Below are 16,432 nucleotides of genomic sequence, written 5' to 3'. Positions count from 1 at the left end.
TGGCTTATCCTACATTTTTTAGTCTCGTTACATCCACGTGTAATTTGAGTTTCTGACCAGGCTGCAAATAGCGGTTTTTGCTCAAATTATTCCAGTTGGTGATGTCTGAGATTTTAACATTGAACTTACTGGCTATACGGGAAAGACTGTCTCCCGGTTTAACTGTGTAAGTCAGAGAGCGGATGATGGAAGCGGAGGACTTCTCCGGCGCATCGCCACCTTGCCAGATCACCAGTGTTTTACCGGGCATCAGCGGATCTGCCGGCGCCATACCATTCCACTTCGCCAGGTCACGGGTGCTGACTTTATATTTAACGGCTAAATCCCACAGGGTATCGCCGGAGGTGACTTTATGTGTCACTTTCACCGATGAGCGGGGCTTGTTCTGCAACGAAGCCAGACGCTGATCCTGTGACAAAGAATAAGAATCCAGTTCTTTTAAAGCAACCGGCACCATGACATAGTCACCGGTGCGGATCATGTTACCCGACAGACTGTTGACCCTTCTGATAATGTCAGCTGTCGTATGATACTTCTTTGCCAGGCGCAGCAGGCTGTCTCCGCTTTTCACTTTATGACGTACCCAGTTCAGGCGGTCATGACGGTCAACGGACGCCAGTTCTGTAGTAAATTGTTCTGCTTTCTCAACCGGAAGCAACAACTGATGCGGGCCGTCAGGATCGGTTGCCCAGCGGTTAAAGCCGGGATTCAGGGCATGCAAGTCTTCCAGTTCCATGTCTGCAAGATCGGCAGCAAACGCCAAATCTACCTGTGAGCCGATGTCTACCAGTTTTACCACTTCGACATTATCAACAGCAGGCCAGGCAAAGCCGTACTGGTCTTTGTTTTTAAGAATGTCAGCAAGGGCAAGAAGTTTCGGTACGTAAGCGCGGGTCTCGCGGGGTAAATCCAGCGACCAGAAATCTGTAGGTTTACCGGCTTTACGGTTTTGTTTGATGGCTCTGAGTACGCGGCCTTCACCGCTGTTATACGCCGCAAGGGCATGTAACCAGTTGCCATCGAACATGTTATTCAGGTAGGTAAGGTAATCCAGCGCGCCTTGAGTGGATGCCACAACATCCCGGCGGCCGTCGTACCACCATGTCTGGCGGATCCCGAATCGTTTCGCTGTGCCCGGAATAAACTGCCACATACCGGCAGCACGGCCATGGCTGTATGCGAAGGGGTCAAAAGCACTTTCCACGACAGGAAGCAGTGCAATTTCCAGCGGCATATCCCGCTTTTCAATTTCTTCAGTGATGTAGTACAGGAAAGGACGTGCACGGTTAACCACACGGGCCATGTACTCAGGATGTTTCAGATACCAGTTACGCTGGCTGGTTACCCGCTTGTCGTCGGGGATCTCAAAGGCCATTTGTGCAGCCGCGCGGGTCCACACATCATCAATGACAACGTCTTCAGGTTCTTCCGGTTCAACCGCTTCATCCAGCGCCTCGTCCACATCTTCAACAGGATGCACAACTTCAATGACACCTTCTTTGGCGATTTGACAGTCCTGCTCGTCGTCAATGGTCGTCTGGCCTACTTCACAGGTGTCTGAGTCCTGAGGCTCGGTATACTCAGGCGGTTGCTCACTGGCAATGTCATTCTCACCGGTGGTTTCACAACCACTCAGCATGCCAGCAAGCGCGATACTGGCAATCAGGCCCAGTGCTGATTTCATTAATTAAGTGCCCCGCAAATAAACTTCGAACGTGATAGTGTAACGATTGTTGCCGTCAATTGCATCAAAACTGATCTTTCCAGCGCCGCAGCGCAGCAAATACCGTAGTATCGTCATCTAATTCTTCTCCCTGCCACTGTGATGCAGCGGCTGCCACAGAAGCTTTGTGACTGCGCAGAAAGGGGTTAATGGCCTTTTCTTTTTGCATGCTGGAGGGCAGGGTAATGTTGTCTTCAGACCGCAGCTTTTCTACGAGGTTCGCATGTTGCTGCAATTCTTCGTTGTCAGGCTCTACCGCGAGGGCAAACTGCATGTTGGCCTGTGTGTATTCATGAGTACAGAACACACGGGTGCTATCGGGTAAGCGTTTTAATTTGTTCAGTGAATGGTGCATTTGCGCCGGCGAGCCTTCGAAAAGACGTCCGCAGCCACCGGAGAATAATGTGTCACCGCACAGCACCAGTCCGTGACCATAAAATGCAATATGATCGAGGGTATGGCCTGGTAGTTCCATGACCGTAAACGCACAGTTCACTACATTCAGATGAATGTCATCACCTTCATCCACAGAGCGGGTAATGCCTCGAATATGTCCGCCGGCGGGGCCGATAACCGGTAATGAAGGATTGGCGGAGGCCAGTCTGGCGATGCCGCCGGTATGGTCGCGGTGGTGATGGGTGATCAACACGGCTTCCAGACTGAGTCCATTCTGCTTACAAAATGCCAGTACAGGTTCTGCATCGCCCGGATCCACAACCACTGCATGGGTTTGGTTGTGCAAACACCAGATATAATTGTCAGTAAAGGCGGGAATAGCGCTGATTTGTACACCGTCGGGAAGGGCGTCAGACATCCTGTTCATGGGGAATCCTGCTTGTTTATCAGTATTAATGCGATACTATAGAAATTAGATAGCAGTGTCGCAACTAATTGGATCAGCCTGAATATTAATGAGACTGGCATACCGTTCTAAACCGCCCGGTTACCCCGAATCCTGGGCTCAGCTACCGGCAGGTGAGGCAATTAAAGATGCTGTTCAGACTGTCAGTAACAGCTTTTCTGCCCGTATCTTCGGCTATCATCTGGTCAAGCTGGGAACACTCAGCAGTGAAATTGCGTTAAGCAAGTGCAACGTTAAACACCAAATCCGTCAGACACCTGTTCAGGTCGACGCTACATCTGTGCTGAGTCTTTCCACTGAACTGCCTTATGTTGAGAACAGCATCGACGGGTTTCTGCTCGCAAACGAACTGGACTTTTGTCAGGATCCTCATCAGTTATTACGGGAAGTTGACCGCTGTATCACGCAGGACGGTTACATTATTCTGAGCGGGTTTAACCCGTACAGCCTCACCGGCATCGGCAAATATCTGCCATTGAAACGGGGCAACCTGCTGCATGATGCACGTTTCTTCTCGTCAGGCCGGGTAAAAGACTGGTTACAGTTACTGGGCTACGAAATTATTGAAACCCGCCATATTCTGTTTTCCATGCTGTTTATTAAAAAACAGTTTTCTCTACCTGCCAGTTGGCATAACCGCATTACCCGCTATTTTCCCTGGTGCAGCTCGGTGTATGTGATCCTTGCCCGTAAACGGGTGATCCCCATGACCACCATCAAGCCCGCATGGAAACTCAAACCCCGGTTCTCCGCTGTGGGTGCCAGTATGCGGGTGCAGAATGCAACCCCTGCAGGCCGTGATGGAAGCAGGGGCTGACCGGCAGTTGTCAGAGGTAGAAGGGTTCTCCCTGCTGCGGAAAAATCAGCGTTACACCCGGTGTATTAAGCGCTTCCAGTTCGGATTTTATTTTCAGCAGGGTGTTTTCCTGTTTGTTAAGAGACGGCTTTATGTGGGTGATAATGATCTTTAATCCCCGCAATGCGCTTACCGGATTTTCACTGTCGGTAAGTGCTGCCAGTGTGTCCAGTTCCCGCATCAGCCATGCCGGTGTTAAATGACCAAACAGCGCGTTGTCCTCTCTGTCTGAAGGATAGGACGCTTCGATAAACACGCCTTTTAACCGGCCGCTTTTTATCAGTGGTGCCACGGCTTTCCACAAGCCGGCTAACTGGCCGGTACTTTCCACTGCATCAGGACCGGTATCCCCAAGATACAGCACGGCATTGTCATCACACTGGTATAAAAACGCTGAAGACTTGTCTGCACCGGCATGGGACAGCGGATAGGCGGTAAGCGAGCAACCAGTGTCACCCAGTGTTTGCGCTTCACCGGCCTGCATGTAGGTATAACGGTAGCGGTTCAGTTTGTAGCCGCTTCCCTCATTGGTAAAGTTGGGCCACAGCGCCCAGTTAAATACATTTTCTTTCAGCGTTTTAATAGTGAAAGGCATGGCATAAACAGGTTTCGGCGTATCGTCCGTAGCGTTAATCACCATGCCGGCTACGTGGTCGAGGTGAGCATGGGAAAGTGCATAACCGGTGATATGTCGGGTGAGTACATTTCCCTCAACAGTTAAATCCGTTTGTACAGGCAAAGTCGCAAAAGCACCGTTTGCCGCAGCCACTTTCAGGCCTGCCATTACTGAGCCTGCGTCGAATGCGATATAACGGTGGTTGTACCCGGGCGATATCAGATAAGACGATAAATTGCTTTCATCCAGCCCGCCTGCTGTGCCCAGCGGGATCACTTCAAATGCCGGAGCTGAAACCTTTTGTCCGGCATCAGTTGTAGTGGCGGAAGAAGCCGGTACGGCACTGCAACCGCTTAAAAGAAATGTGAGAAGACATGCTGTGCCGGCCAGTACGTTTACTGAAATCCCGGCCCGTGGTTTTACAAAAATCATTGTGATTGAGGCAGAAGTGGTTTGCACAAAGCATATTATCCGCTGCCTCTGCTGTATACCTTTTTGAAAAGCATTGACCTGTGAATTTTATTCATAAAAAAACGGTGTTCATCTGAACACCGTTTTTCGTTTACTGTCGACGTTACCTTCTCAGGTGCGTACTGCACAGCGTATTATTTGACGCGCATACCCGGTTTGGCACCTTCGTGTGGCTCAAGGATATACAAGTCCTTACCACCCGGACCTGCCGCCAGTACCATGCCTTCGGACATACCGAAACGCATCTTACGCGGAGCCAGGTTGGCAACCATCACGGTGTGCTTACCAATTAAGTCTTCAGGGGCATAGGCTGACTTGATACCGGCAAATACCTGACGGGTTTCGCCGCCTAAATCCAGCTCTAAGCGCAACAGTTTGTCAGCTTTTTCCACATGCTCGGCATTAGCGATACGGGCAATGCGGAAATCCACTTTCGCGAAATCATCAAACGTGATTTCTTCACTGATGGGATCTTTCGCCAGCGGGCTTTCAGGATCTAATTTCGACGCATTTGCTGCAGCCAGGCTTTCTTTTGAGTCTTCTACCATTGCGTCAATCTTATCCATTTCGATGCGTTGCATCATGGCTTTAAATTTATTGATTTCATGACCGGTCAGAACAGTTTGTGTACTTTCCCAGGTCAGCGTATCGTTCAGGAAAGCTTCCGCTTTTTCTGCCAGTACAGGCAATACTGGTTTCAGGTAAGCCACCAGAATACGGAACATGTTAATACCCAGTGAGCACACGTCATGGGTAAACTGCTGCTTGCTTTCGTCTTTAATGGTGACCCACGGCGCGTTCGCATCAATGAACTGGTTAGCTTTGTCAGCCAGCGCCATAATTTCACGCACTGCCTGATGATACTTACGGTTCTCAAAGTGCGTGGCGATGCTCTCTGATGCGGCATGGAATTCTGCCATCAGCTCTTTGTCCAGTACCGTATCTGACAGTTTGCCGTCAAAACGTTTAGTGATGAAGCTGGCACAGCGGCTGGCGATATTGACCACTTTACCCACCAGATCTGAATTCACTTTCTGGGCAAAATCAGCAAAGTTCAGGTCGATATCCGTTACACCGTCACCCAGCTTGGATGCGAAGTAATAACGCAGGTATTCCGGGTTCAGATGGTCCAGATAGGTACGGCCTTTAATGAATGTACCGCGGGACTTGGACATTTTCGCGCCGTTTACTGTCACGAATCCGTGAATGTTCACACCGGTAGGTTTACGGAAACCGGCACCTTCCAGCATGGCAGGCCAGAACAGGCAGTGGAAATACGTAATGTCTTTACCGATGAAATGATACAGCTCTGTGTCAGTGTCTTTGTTCCAGAAATCGTCAAAGTTAACGTTATTCTGATCACAGAAATTCTGGAAGCTGGCCATGTAACCAACCGGCGCATCTACCCACACGTAAAAGAATTTGTTAGGCGCGCCCGGAATTTCAAAACCGAAATAAGGTGCATCGCGGCTGATATCCCACTGCTGCAGGCCGTCTTCAAACCATTCCTGAAGCTTGTTCGCCATTTCAGCCTGAATTGCACCGGAGCGGATCCACTCTTTCAGCATGCCTTCAAATTGCGGCAGGTCAAAGAAGAAGTGCTCAGATTCCTTCAGTATTGGCGTCGCGCCGGAAACTACACTACGCGGGTTTTTCACTTCTGTCGGGCTGTATGTTGCGCCGCAAACATCACAGCTGTCGCCGTTTTGATCTTCCGCATTACAGCTCGGGCAGGTGCCTTTTACGAAACGGTCCGGCAGAAACATTTCTTTTTGCGGGTCATACAACTGATTGATGGTACGCTTGCTGATGTAGCCTGCTTCATCAAGACGGTTATAAATGGTTTCACACAACGCCTTGTTTTCCGGCGAGTGAGTCACATAATAGTTGTCGTAATCAACGTAGAAGTCCTGCAGATCCTGATGGTGCTCTGCACGGGTACGGGCGACCATTTCTTCCGGCGTAATACCCAGCTCCTGTGCTTTCAGCATAACAGGCGTGCCGTGAGCATCGTCGGCGCAAACACTGTAGCATTCGTTGCCGCGAAGACGCTGGAAACGGGTCCAGATATCGGTCTGGATATGCTCAAGTAAGTGCCCGAGGTGGATAGAGCCGTTAGCATACGGCAGTGCACTGGTTACCAGAATACGGCGTTTCGCATTGTTTCCGGCAACAGAAGTCGACGTGTTTTCAGACATAGTATTATGTTTCTGTTCTCAAGCGTTGAAAAATGGCTGCAAATACTAGCGGAATCGCGCTGCTTTTGCATTACGTAAATAGCGCGACCGCGCATTTTAAAGGTGAATTATGTTCTTTTCCCGAAAGGGTGACAAGCTGGCGCAAACCGCCGCACAAAGTCTGGCTGATTATTATGCCTTAAGCACAGAGCAAACCCAACCGTGGTGTGAGGTAGACAACGGCTGTTTGTCGGTCACACTACCATTCTGTGCGCTCACTCAACATGCCGTTATCAGAGAAACCGTCACACAGGCATTATCACAAGCCGGTTTTCCGCTGGTGGAGCTGGCCATTTCCCAACAGGTTCGCGGCGCAGAAACCGCTATCGCGCCGGTGACGAATATCCGTAACGTGGTAGCGGTCGCATCCGGAAAGGGTGGGGTGGGTAAATCAACCACCAGTCTGAATCTGGCATTTGCGCTGATGCAGGAAGGCGCCAGAGTGGGCATTCTGGATGCGGATATTTACGGCCCATCCGTGCCCATTATGCTTGGCAATCCGCAGGATCATCCGGTCAGCGGCGATAACAAACATATGCAACCGCTGAAAGCCTGGGGCATGGTGGCGAACTCAATCGGATACCTGGTACCGGCAGAAGACGCAGCAGTATGGCGCGGCCCTATGGCGAGCAGGGCACTGAAACAGTTACTGGATGAAACGTTGTGGCCGGTACTGGATTATCTGATTGTGGATATGCCGCCGGGTACCGGTGATATTCAGTTGACCATGGCGCAGCAGGTGCCTCTGAGCGCTGCCGTGATTGTCACCACACCGCAGGACTTAGCCGTAGCTGATGCACAAAAAGGCATTTCCATGTTCAATAAGGTAAATGTGCCGGTGGCGGGTTTAATTGAGAATATGAGCTATTACCAGTGTTCTTCTTGCGGTCACACGGATTATTTATTTGCGCAGGACGGCGGTAAAGCGCTGGCCGAACGTTACAATTTACCGTTGCTCGGCGCATTGCCGCTGGATGTGTCTATCCGAGAACAGGCTGATTTAGGTAAACCGCTGGTGGCAGACAAACCGGACAGTGAACTGGCTGGTACTTACCGTGAAGCTGCCCGCGCATTGTCCATGCAAATGGCGCTTACATTACCTTCCCGCAGCTCTGAAAGTTACATTCGCGGTGAAACCATCGGGCTGACAAAGTTATAACTGCATAAAACGGTAGTTATGGCGGGTTGTGCGGCTTTAAGCAAAGTCGCATAATACGCGCTGTTTTCTTTCCCTCCTCAGGACATGTGTTATGCGTTTATGCGATCGTGATATTTACGATTATCTTCAGAAAGGCAAAATTAAAATCGACCCTACACCCGGGTATGAGCAAATCAGCGGTGTGACGGTGGATATGCGCCTGGGGAATAAATTCCGCGTTTTTGAAGACCATCAGGCACCTTATATCGACCTGAGCGGACCTAAAGCCGAAGTTCAGGAAGCCCTTAACTCTGTGATGAGTGATGAAATTGAGCTGCCTGAAGGCAAGGCATTCTTTCTGCATCCGGGGGAACTCGCCCTGGCCATTACCCATGAATCGGTAACCTTGCCGGACAATATCGTCGGCTGGCTGGACGGGCGCTCCTCACTGGCAAGGCTCGGCCTGATGGTGCACGTGACTGCGCACCGCATTGATCCCGGCTGGTCCGGTAATATCGTGCTTGAGTTTTATAACAGTGGTAAGTTACCTCTGGCTTTGCGTCCGATGATGAAAATCGGCGCGTTGAGTTTTGAAGTGTTGTCTCAGGCGGCAGAAAAACCGTATAACGCCCGTGCAGATGCCAAATACAAAGGGCAGGCCGGTGCTGTTGCCAGCCGAATTACATCTGATGACGATAAATAAGCCTTTCGTAGTTTAACCCCGAATACTCTGTCAGTTTTCGTCTTACAAGAAACGGAGCCCGGTAATGATAAAAAGCAGTCTCACCCTTTTCATTGCCGCGCTGGTTGCGTTGCTTTCAGGCTTTGGTCTGCATTTCGCCGGCCAGCCCGCTGACATTGCGTCCACAACTGCAATCACCGCTTTTGTTGCCATATTATGGGTAACCGAAGCGTTGCCTATTCCTGCTACGTCACTCATTCCTTTTGCGCTTTTTCCGCTCGCCGGCGTAATCAGCCATGCCGAAGCGGCATCATCTCTTGGCAGCCATGTCATCATACTGCTGATGGCTGCATTTATGCTGTCGAAGGGTCTGGAAAAAGCGAATCTGCATAAGCGGTTCGCGATTTATATGCTGCGCCTTACCGGTATGGGCAGCGGCATGAAACTGATTTTGGGCTTCATGCTGACAACCGCCGTTTTGAGTATGTGGATCAGTAACACCGCTACCGTGCTGATGATGCTGCCCATGGCAATGGCCATCATCAACGCAACCAAACATACCCGCTTTGGTATTGTGCTGATCCTCGGTATTGCATACGCAGCCAGCCTTGGTGGTGTCGGTACCCCCATCGGCACACCGCCGAATATCATCTTTATGAGCGTGTATGAAGAAACGCAGGGCAATGAATATAACTTCATTGAATGGATGAAAACCGGTGTACCCATTGTGCTGCTGGCAATTCCGGCTATGGCCATGTGGCTCGGACGCGGTCTGGGCAGCATCGGCAACATTGATTTACCACAGCCCGGTGCCTGGACCACCGCTGAAAAACGGGTACTGGCGATATTCGGTACCGTGGCAATGGCCTGGATTTTCAGGCCGTTCTGGACAGGCTGGCTGGGGATCACCACCGTCAGTGACAGCACCATCGCTGTCGCTGGGGTGGTTGCCATGTTTATGGTGAACAGTGGAAAGCCGGACAATGACAAGTTGCTCGACTGGCCCACTGCCAACGATATTCCCTGGGGTATGCTGCTGTTATTTGCCGGCGGTATCTGCATCGCCAAAGCATTTAAAGCCTCAGGGTTAAGCCTGCTTATGGGCGAGTGGCTGACGGGCCTGTCTACTTTGCCTGTATTACTGCTGGTGTTTTCTATTTGCCTGTTCGTAACGTTCCTGACAGAAATTACTTCCAACACCGCCACAGCTACATTACTTATGCCTATACTCGCTGCTGCCGGCACCGCCGTCGGCGTTGACCCTAAATTGCTGATGATTCCTGCCGCCATCAGTGCCAGTTGTGCTTTTATGCTGCCCGTTGCCACAGCACCAAATGCTATCGCCTATGCCAGCGGAAAATTCGATATTAAAACCATGGCGAGGGAAGGGATGGTGCTGAATGTCATTGTCGCCAGTGTCGTCACCGTGGTGTGTTACCTCACATTACAGGGCTAAAACCGCAGCCCCGGCAGGGATTTGCTCATCATTTAGACGTTCAGTCATCACTGCGCATATTTGTCGTTGCAAAGTGAAGAAAAATAAGTAGACTTGTCGGCTCTTTCGGTCGGTGTGTGGCGCAGCTTGGTAGCGCACTGTCATGGGGTGTCAGGGGTCGGAGGTTCAAATCCTCTCACACCGACCAATCTCTCCTATTTTTCAATGACTTACCCTAATCATTGATTGCTCGTAAAAAGAGCGTACCAAAACTGTCCCATAATTGTCACAATATACAGTAGTCGTTAGTCTATTGATTTTCGCTTTTGACTCTGTTGTTTAACTCGCAACCCAATTGATCTTATTTCAGGTGTGCGGGATGTGTGCAGGTCTGAATTTCAAATAAACCAGTTCATCAATTCCGACTTAGTTGATAACTTGGAATTTGAGCGGGTGTTCGGAATAAATAAACGATGATTTTTCTCTGAAGAAGCTATTGATGAATGGGCTGAACAGATCGACTAACTTTAAGGGCTGCTTTGCAGCCCTTTTTTATTAAAAAATTAGGTTTGAAATCGTTGCTCACTGCCAATTATATAAATTAGGTTCAATTACTTGAAAGCATTTTTTTTCGGTTCGATATTCAAGAGTGTAATCCGCTTTTGTAAGATCGTTGAAAGTATCTATGTCAGGTAAAGGAATCTTTGTAAAACACCCATCAAAATTCTTTGTCTCGGACATATCATCTGGTACCCAAGCAAATTCGCGGAATGTGCGAGGTATATTTTTTAATCTCCACAGAACACTCGAATGAACTTTCATTTGTCGCAAATTAGGATGTACTACATCAGAAAGTAACCACGGAATATTACGGTTCCAATTTAAGTATGCTTTTAAGGGAAGTGATTCTTCGCCAATGTGTGAAAGAGCCAGAGGATCAGGTGCTAAATCAATCTTGGCTTTTTTAGGAATAAAATCGGGAGCTTCTGTTTCCAACTTTCTTAACATCCAGCCAAGGGAAACATCACTCAAAGGGCTCTGTCCTGCGTCGCTATATCCGCCACCCACATCTGAATGAGCACCAGAAAACCAAACTTCATCGACTTTGTTTGCAATATATAGACCCACAATATCACTCTGAAGATCTTCGGTAGGTAAATCGCAGAATGTAGCCAATTTCGAGATGGTCATTAATTCAGGGGTAAAACGTTTTCCACGATTATCGTCGATGGAAACAGCGTGCGCGATGGCTTCTATATTACATATCTGATCAACATAAACCTTAGATGTTTTTTTCAGTAAGGTTTCGTTACTTTTTTTCAAGCTTAGTGCTGAAACTGAATCCCAAACGCCTAAAAATCTTACTCTTGGCTCGACAGTGGATTTTTTGAAACCTTTAACTAAAGAAATTCTTTTCCGTTTACTTTCGTAATCGCCTTTTTTGAGATATGCAGTCACGATTTTGTTGGCTAATGTGTCAACTTCTTCGGCATTTAAGTTATTTGTATCAGCTAAGCCAGCGGTATAAAGTAAACCTGCTAAGGCCCTGGCATTGTATGCTCCTCTACTAAAACCAAATAGGTATAAAGATTCGTCGGTACTCTTGTACTCGTTAAGAATAAATTTATAAGATTCTACTAATCTTGGTTTCATTCCATTCCCAAAAAGGTTCCCCGAAATAAATCTATACCATTCTGTTCCAACTCCTTCTATGTACATAGACGGCACTTTTTCTTCGCTATTTTTTGAAAGCATTTGATAAAGTTTATAAACATTTGTGTCGCTTTCGGGAGTGTTACCAGTCCCATCAAAAAATATGGCGATATTCTTGGGTTTGTCTGTAGTGCAAGAGAAATTCTGTGTAGATTCGCAACTATTAACATATTGGTAAGTGGTCGACTCGCAGGCCGTTAGGCAAACTAGGCATACCCATAATAGAATGTATTTCATTAACTTTCCCTGTTTTGAAGTGTCAGCTATAAATATACATGTGTATAAAATTTGTTCAATGGGTTGTTGCCTTAAACCTCATAGGTATGTCTTAAGTTCCAGAACTTCTGATACCGGTTTGGCTCAGTTTTGTGATATTACCTTGGGCGGTGCGGCTCTTAATTTTCAAGGCGTAACGTTATTGAAAGGATAATTTTTAGTCAGTAAATATATATAAATGTTGTAAAACCCCCAAAAATGGGGAGCTAGTGTCATTCGCTTCTCTATTTTCTTGCTGCAATAAATGAGGTCATAGCGAAGGCTATAGCTATCTCAATCATGCCAAACCCTACCGGATAGAGCCGATCGAAACATTGATGCCGTTAATGTAATCTGTATGATCCGAAAACCTAAAGAAATCGCTGTTAAGTTAGCTAGACTTAAGAAACCTCCATGACCTACAACCTTTACAGTTAGCACAAAGACACTCTCTGGCAGTATTTCGAGAATATACCAGAGGCTAGTTGTTTGAAGCCGAAATTGGCTTTAATTGATTAAGGAACAGGCGACGCGACGTAAATGATGCAAGGTAAGGCTGAAGGAAGTCGCTCAGGTTTCACGTAGTTTTCAGTAATAAGGTGCACTATGTAGAGATTTAATATGATAATGTGGCAATGCCTAGAAGATAAGGATTCACAATAATACGGATAGCCGAATGGACATAATAAGAATACTTAGTGAGCACTTTAGAGATATTTTTGGAGCAGTAAAACAGCGCGCCTCTAGTCCTATAGTCGGTACATTCTTTATCTCATGGGTGCTGATTAATTGGAAACTGGTTTATTATTTCCTCTTTAGTTCGGAAGATGTTGCGGACAAAATTAGGCATATCGAACTGTACTATATTGATGTTTTTCCCAATCTTTACCTTCCGCTTGCGTTTACTGCAACTTACATCATTATATACCCATTATTGCTGCACTTAACCAACACTATTTGGGTTGCAATGGATAACTTAGGTAAAAGAGGCTCTTCCTATTTCATAAAGAACCGCATACCGATTTCCAAAGAAGACCAAAGACGGCTTTTTGAAAGCATGGCTAGACAGGAGGCGCGGTATAAAGCTGCGCTAAAAGAAAAAGACGACGAAATTGATTCACTTAGTCAGTCGCTTAACTTCCAGACAGAATCACTTCGTCGGGCTAAAAGTACTGGATTTAGTTCGTCGAATAGCAGCAAATTTGATATGACAGTGAGCGACGAAAAGCCAACATTAATTCCAGACGTATATAAGGTCATAGAATCCGTAGACGGTAAATTCCGCTTTGAAGATATACTCGCTAGGGAGATGGATTTAGATAAAGACGATACCCTGCATAGCAAGGAACTTTCCACTTATGCAGAAATCATCAAGATGATTGTAAAAAGATACCCAGAGCCGTGGAAAATACAGGAACTTACTATCCTTAATGGTGGAAGGCAAAATCTTTCAACTGCCGCTGTACATTCAAATGCGAAAAAGTTAATCAGCAAAGGGTGGTTAATCGAGATAGATTTTATGGATGCCAAAAGTTTAGCTTTCACGGATGAATTTGTAGAGAAATTAAATAGCGTAGCTATCGGATAATTTTCACTGCAAAAATCTGAAAGGCTAATCCACAAGACGGACTCTGCGATTCCCCCTATAGCCTAACGAGTTCTGCTGGTGATTTTACTTCTGATCGTGATGTTTCTGGACTCACTCCTAGTCCTATGCAAAGACAACCGCCTGACTGTCCTTCCAAGCATCTCCGAGCCTGCAACAGATACGGCATAGTCTCTATGCCCGGTCATCATGCAATGCGTAGGTTCTATCTACAGTTTGATTTTGTAGTGACCGAAGAGGATGATGAAGACGGTGTTGTAATGGAGCTGATGTTTAACGGCCCAAACGGCCTTCTGACTGTTTTGTGAACCTCTGCAAAATAGCGACTTACCATTTTAGGCTTTGTCAGTGTAGTCTGAATTAGTTAACCATTAAGCGATAGCGTCAGTACTCAAACCCACCGACAGGACGTCCTATGAACCTATTACCTTACTCAAAAATAGAAACACGGAATCTACGTATTTTGCTTTACTCAGCAAGGTTCATTGCGCTGGCCGCTGCGGCCGTATTTGTATTGGGCGTAGCGCTGATTGTTTTTAATATTGTTATGAACCTGTCTGCACCACTTCCTCTGGAGGACGACGGCAGTGGTCTCCGAGTAGTTGTCACTCATGAAAGTTATGGTATGGCTTTCGGAGGCGTTGTGGCAATTTTGATTTCTGTGCTGGCTTTTGTTTTCTCAGGTTTCTGTGCTGCTGTGGTAAGTTGGGAACACAAGTTGTCTTTAAAGTAATTGTCGCCTGATAGTGCAATGTTTCGCGGCTAAATACATGCAAGGTTTTTTTCATGAGTCTGGAAAGTCATTTCTGCTTACTGGCGGAATATAATCAGTGGATGAATTTAAAGGTCTATGAATCTGCCGGGCGTCTGAGCCGTGAAGATTTAACGGCAGATCGCGGTGCTTTTTTCAGATCTGTGCTGGGCACGCTGAATCATATTGTTGTAGCGGACATTATCTGGCTGAAGCGATTCGCCACACACCCATCCTGTGAGTCTTTGCTGCTCGACATTGTTGACCTTCCGAATCCGGCAAGCCTTGATCACATTCTCTATGACGACTTTGAGGCATTGTCTGAGTGCAGGTATTGGCTGGACGATCAGATAATCAATTGGACTGGTGCGTTGACCGCTGACGATCTGAATTTCGTGCTCAGTTATCGGAACACAAAAGGCATCGCTGCTAACAAGCGGTTTGCGAGTCTGCTTCTTCATTTCTTTAATCATCAAACCCATCACCGTGGTCAGGTATCTACTTTGTTATCGCAGGCGGGTGAGGATGTTGGGGTTACCGATTTACTTGCGCTGATCAAAGAAGAAATTTAAGTGGAATATCTCAGGCATCCGTAAAAAGATATCTGATAAACACTATGGTCTGCACAGTTTATCTAAATGAATTGCCAGATGCGTTCAAAACCGGAAACTGATAACTTGAAGCAGAGCGCGATTAATCAAAATTCACAGATGAAGGAACAAGGCAAATGCCATTCACGGAAGAAGAAAAAAGTTGTTTACTTGCAATCAAAGGCGTTGGCCCTACGGTGCTGAAGCGCTTTGAGGAAGTCGGGCTGGATTCCTTTGAAAAACTCGCCAGCCACAATGCTTCAGAAGTCGTTGCACTGGTATCTTCCATGCTGCAATCGAGATGCTGGACAAATACTAAAGCGGTGGAGGCAGTGGATGCCGCTATCCAACAAGCAAGAAAAGAAATCAGCAACTGAACGGTGTGGAAGCATGCCAGTATCAGATATCACTTTAATCACCCGGCCGCCTGAAGCAAAAGCATTTGCAGACTTGCGGGAGACTGCAGGGTGGAATAATCCGGCGATGGCAGTCATCCAGAAGAGTATTGAAAATTCACTGTTCTGGGTTTGTTTGTATTCAGAGGAAACGCTAATTGGCTGCGGGCGTCTGATTGGTGACGGGGCAATGTACTTTTACCTTCAGGATGTCATCGTGCATCCAGCATTTCAGGAACTCGGGCTCGGAGCCCGGATAATGGAATCAATAAACGGATACATTGCAGAACATTGCGCGGCAGGCTCAACAGCGGGCCTGTTAGCAGCAAAGGGAAAAGAAGGGTTTTACGCCAAATACGGCTTCACTGAGCGAAACGGTGAGCCGCTGGGACACGGAATGAGCCGTTTTATTACGGATTAAGATCTGAAAACATTTACCCATTCAGAAACCTGAAGGAAAAGGAGAGAACAATGCTGTCAGCCGGATTTTTGTTAACGTCTCTGGTCGTGGTGCTTATGCCGGGCACGGGTGTGTTGTACACCGTAGCAACGGGTCTTTGCCATGGAAAAAGGGCGAGCTTCTTTGCTGCACTGGGATGTACACTGGGGATTATTCCTGCGCTGCTGGCCAGTAGTTTCGGTCTGGCCGCTATATTCCATACCAGTGCGGTAGCTTTTTCGGTAGTAAAATATGCCGGGTGTGCTTATCTGCTGTATCTGGCATGGCAAATGTGGCGCTCGTCCGGGCCATTGGCAGTGTCCGGTGAAGCGCAGGGTGAGGCAGGGTATGTAAGCTTCATGATAAAAGGATTTTTGCTGAATATCCTGAATCCGAAATTGTCTATTTTCTTTCTGGCATTTCTGCCTCAATTTATTACCGGCAGTGACAGTACCATTGCCGCCAGTATGTTTCTTCACGGCTCCGTGTTTATGTTTATGACCTTCGCTGTTTTTCTGGTTTACGGTGGGTTATCCGGTTTACTCAGTGCCCGGGTTTTAAAGTCTGAGAAGGTGAGTGTTTTCATACAGAAATTCTTTGCCACCAGTTTTGCTACGCTCGGGCTGAAACTGGCGTTTAGTGAGCAACGTTAAAGAAAGTGGC

15 protein-coding genes and 1 tRNA gene are annotated in these 16,432 nt (G+C 47.5%); 11 read left to right on the top strand and 5 right to left on the bottom strand.

All coding sequences use genetic code 11. The annotated features are described in order from the left end of the window. Window positions 1-4 precede the first annotated feature (4 nt). A complete protein-coding gene (locus DS731_RS13355; protein ID WP_119501797.1) occupies window positions 5-1,684 on the bottom strand; it encodes a lytic transglycosylase in 1,680 nt (559 codons plus the stop codon). Window positions 1,685-1,748: 64 nt separating this feature from the next. Then, complete coding sequence (gloB, locus tag DS731_RS13350) at window positions 1,749-2,546, bottom strand: hydroxyacylglutathione hydrolase (RefSeq protein ID WP_119501796.1); 798 nt, start codon at window positions 2,544-2,546, stop codon at window positions 1,749-1,751. Window positions 2,547-2,634: 88 nt separating this feature from the next. On the opposite strand from gloB, the gene DS731_RS13345 reads away from it, so the two are divergent. Continuing rightward, window positions 2,635-3,402, top strand: coding sequence for a methyltransferase domain-containing protein (locus tag DS731_RS13345; RefSeq protein ID WP_119501795.1), 768 nt, complete (start codon window positions 2,635-2,637; stop codon window positions 3,400-3,402). Window positions 3,403-3,412: 10 nt separating this feature from the next. Here the strand turns inward: DS731_RS13345 and DS731_RS13340 are convergent, their stop codons facing one another. Then, window positions 3,413-4,516, bottom strand: a complete 1,104-nt coding sequence (locus DS731_RS13340; protein WP_119501794.1) for an MBL fold metallo-hydrolase — start codon at window positions 4,514-4,516, stop codon at window positions 3,413-3,415. A gap of 146 nt (window positions 4,517-4,662) precedes the next feature. Next, window positions 4,663-6,726: a methionine--tRNA ligase gene (gene metG / locus DS731_RS13335; protein ID WP_119501793.1), complete on the bottom strand. Its 2,064-nt coding sequence runs from the start codon at window positions 6,724-6,726 to the stop codon at window positions 4,663-4,665. A 109-nt stretch (window positions 6,727-6,835) separates the two neighbouring features. Between metG and apbC the strand changes: the two genes are divergently transcribed. The 4 genes from apbC (at window position 6,836) to DS731_RS13315 (ending at window position 10,228) form a co-directional block, all read left to right on the top strand. Continuing rightward, window positions 6,836-7,924, top strand: a complete 1,089-nt coding sequence (apbC, locus tag DS731_RS13330) for an iron-sulfur cluster carrier protein ApbC (RefSeq protein ID WP_119501792.1) — start codon at window positions 6,836-6,838, stop codon at window positions 7,922-7,924. 91 nt (window positions 7,925-8,015) lie between these two features. Further along, window positions 8,016-8,606, top strand: a complete 591-nt coding sequence (gene dcd / locus DS731_RS13325; protein WP_119501791.1) for a dCTP deaminase — start codon at window positions 8,016-8,018, stop codon at window positions 8,604-8,606. Window positions 8,607-8,670: 64 nt separating this feature from the next. Continuing rightward, window positions 8,671-10,041: an SLC13 family permease gene (locus DS731_RS13320; RefSeq protein WP_119501790.1), complete on the top strand. Its 1,371-nt coding sequence runs from the start codon at window positions 8,671-8,673 to the stop codon at window positions 10,039-10,041. A 110-nt stretch (window positions 10,042-10,151) separates the two neighbouring features. Beyond that, window positions 10,152-10,228: transfer RNA gene (locus tag DS731_RS13315), tRNA-Pro, on the top strand. Window positions 10,229-10,602: 374 nt separating this feature from the next. Here DS731_RS13315 and DS731_RS13310 read toward each other — a convergent pair. Next, window positions 10,603-11,970 (bottom strand): phospholipase effector Tle1 domain-containing protein, encoded by a 1,368-nt coding sequence (locus tag DS731_RS13310; RefSeq protein ID WP_119501789.1) that lies wholly within the window; start codon window positions 11,968-11,970, stop codon window positions 10,603-10,605. A gap of 694 nt (window positions 11,971-12,664) precedes the next feature. Between DS731_RS13310 and DS731_RS13305 the strand changes: the two genes are divergently transcribed. From DS731_RS13305 to DS731_RS13275, 6 genes are all read left to right on the top strand, one after another. Continuing rightward, window positions 12,665-13,576 (top strand): hypothetical protein, encoded by a 912-nt coding sequence (locus DS731_RS13305; protein ID WP_119501788.1) that lies wholly within the window; start codon window positions 12,665-12,667, stop codon window positions 13,574-13,576. A 433-nt stretch (window positions 13,577-14,009) separates the two neighbouring features. Continuing rightward, window positions 14,010-14,327 carry a hypothetical protein gene (locus DS731_RS13295; protein ID WP_119501786.1) on the top strand — a complete coding sequence of 106 codons (318 nt, stop codon included), beginning with the start codon at window positions 14,010-14,012 and terminating at the stop codon, window positions 14,325-14,327. 53 nt (window positions 14,328-14,380) lie between these two features. Further along, entirely contained in the window at window positions 14,381-14,917 is a 537-nt protein-coding gene (locus DS731_RS13290) for a DinB family protein (protein ID WP_119501785.1), read from the top strand. 155 nt (window positions 14,918-15,072) lie between these two features. Then, a complete protein-coding gene (locus tag DS731_RS13285; protein WP_119501784.1) occupies window positions 15,073-15,312 on the top strand; it encodes a helix-hairpin-helix domain-containing protein in 240 nt (79 codons plus the stop codon). A 13-nt stretch (window positions 15,313-15,325) separates the two neighbouring features. Beyond that, window positions 15,326-15,751: a GNAT family N-acetyltransferase gene (locus tag DS731_RS13280; RefSeq protein ID WP_119501783.1), complete on the top strand. Its 426-nt coding sequence runs from the start codon at window positions 15,326-15,328 to the stop codon at window positions 15,749-15,751. Between the two features lie 50 nt (window positions 15,752-15,801). Further along, window positions 15,802-16,422 (top strand): LysE family translocator, encoded by a 621-nt coding sequence (locus DS731_RS13275; protein WP_119501782.1) that lies wholly within the window; start codon window positions 15,802-15,804, stop codon window positions 16,420-16,422. The last annotated feature ends 10 nt before the right edge of the window (window positions 16,423-16,432 follow it).

It is taken from the genome of Alteromonas sp. RKMC-009, assembly GCF_003584565.2.
GTDB lineage: Bacteria > Pseudomonadota > Gammaproteobacteria > Enterobacterales > Alteromonadaceae > Alteromonas.
This window is presented reverse-complemented; position numbering and strand designations above follow the sequence as displayed.

Excerpts from the sequence above, each read along its gene's own strand:
- DS731_RS13345 (WP_119501795.1), top strand. The coding sequence starts at position 2,635 with ATGAGACTGGCATACCGTTCTAAACCGCCCGGTTACCCCGAATCCTGG.
- DS731_RS13290 (WP_119501785.1), top strand. The coding sequence starts at position 14,381 with ATGAGTCTGGAAAGTCATTTCTGCTTACTGGCGGAATATAATCAGTGG.
- DS731_RS13285 (WP_119501784.1), top strand. The coding sequence starts at position 15,073 with ATGCCATTCACGGAAGAAGAAAAAAGTTGTTTACTTGCAATCAAAGGC.
- DS731_RS13355 (WP_119501797.1), bottom strand. The coding sequence starts at position 1,684 with ATGAAATCAGCACTGGGCCTGATTGCCAGTATCGCGCTTGCTGGCATG.
- DS731_RS13305 (WP_119501788.1), top strand. The coding sequence starts at position 12,665 with ATGGACATAATAAGAATACTTAGTGAGCACTTTAGAGATATTTTTGGA.
- gloB (WP_119501796.1), bottom strand. The coding sequence starts at position 2,546 with ATGAACAGGATGTCTGACGCCCTTCCCGACGGTGTACAAATCAGCGCT.
- DS731_RS13280 (WP_119501783.1), top strand. The coding sequence starts at position 15,326 with ATGCCAGTATCAGATATCACTTTAATCACCCGGCCGCCTGAAGCAAAA.
- dcd (WP_119501791.1), top strand. The coding sequence starts at position 8,016 with ATGCGTTTATGCGATCGTGATATTTACGATTATCTTCAGAAAGGCAAA.
- DS731_RS13295 (WP_119501786.1), top strand. The coding sequence starts at position 14,010 with ATGAACCTATTACCTTACTCAAAAATAGAAACACGGAATCTACGTATT.
- metG (WP_119501793.1), bottom strand. The coding sequence starts at position 6,726 with ATGTCTGAAAACACGTCGACTTCTGTTGCCGGAAACAATGCGAAACGC.
- DS731_RS13275 (WP_119501782.1), top strand. The coding sequence starts at position 15,802 with ATGCTGTCAGCCGGATTTTTGTTAACGTCTCTGGTCGTGGTGCTTATG.
- apbC (WP_119501792.1), top strand. The coding sequence starts at position 6,836 with ATGTTCTTTTCCCGAAAGGGTGACAAGCTGGCGCAAACCGCCGCACAA.
- DS731_RS13320 (WP_119501790.1), top strand. The coding sequence starts at position 8,671 with ATGATAAAAAGCAGTCTCACCCTTTTCATTGCCGCGCTGGTTGCGTTG.
- DS731_RS13310 (WP_119501789.1), bottom strand. The coding sequence starts at position 11,970 with ATGAAATACATTCTATTATGGGTATGCCTAGTTTGCCTAACGGCCTGC.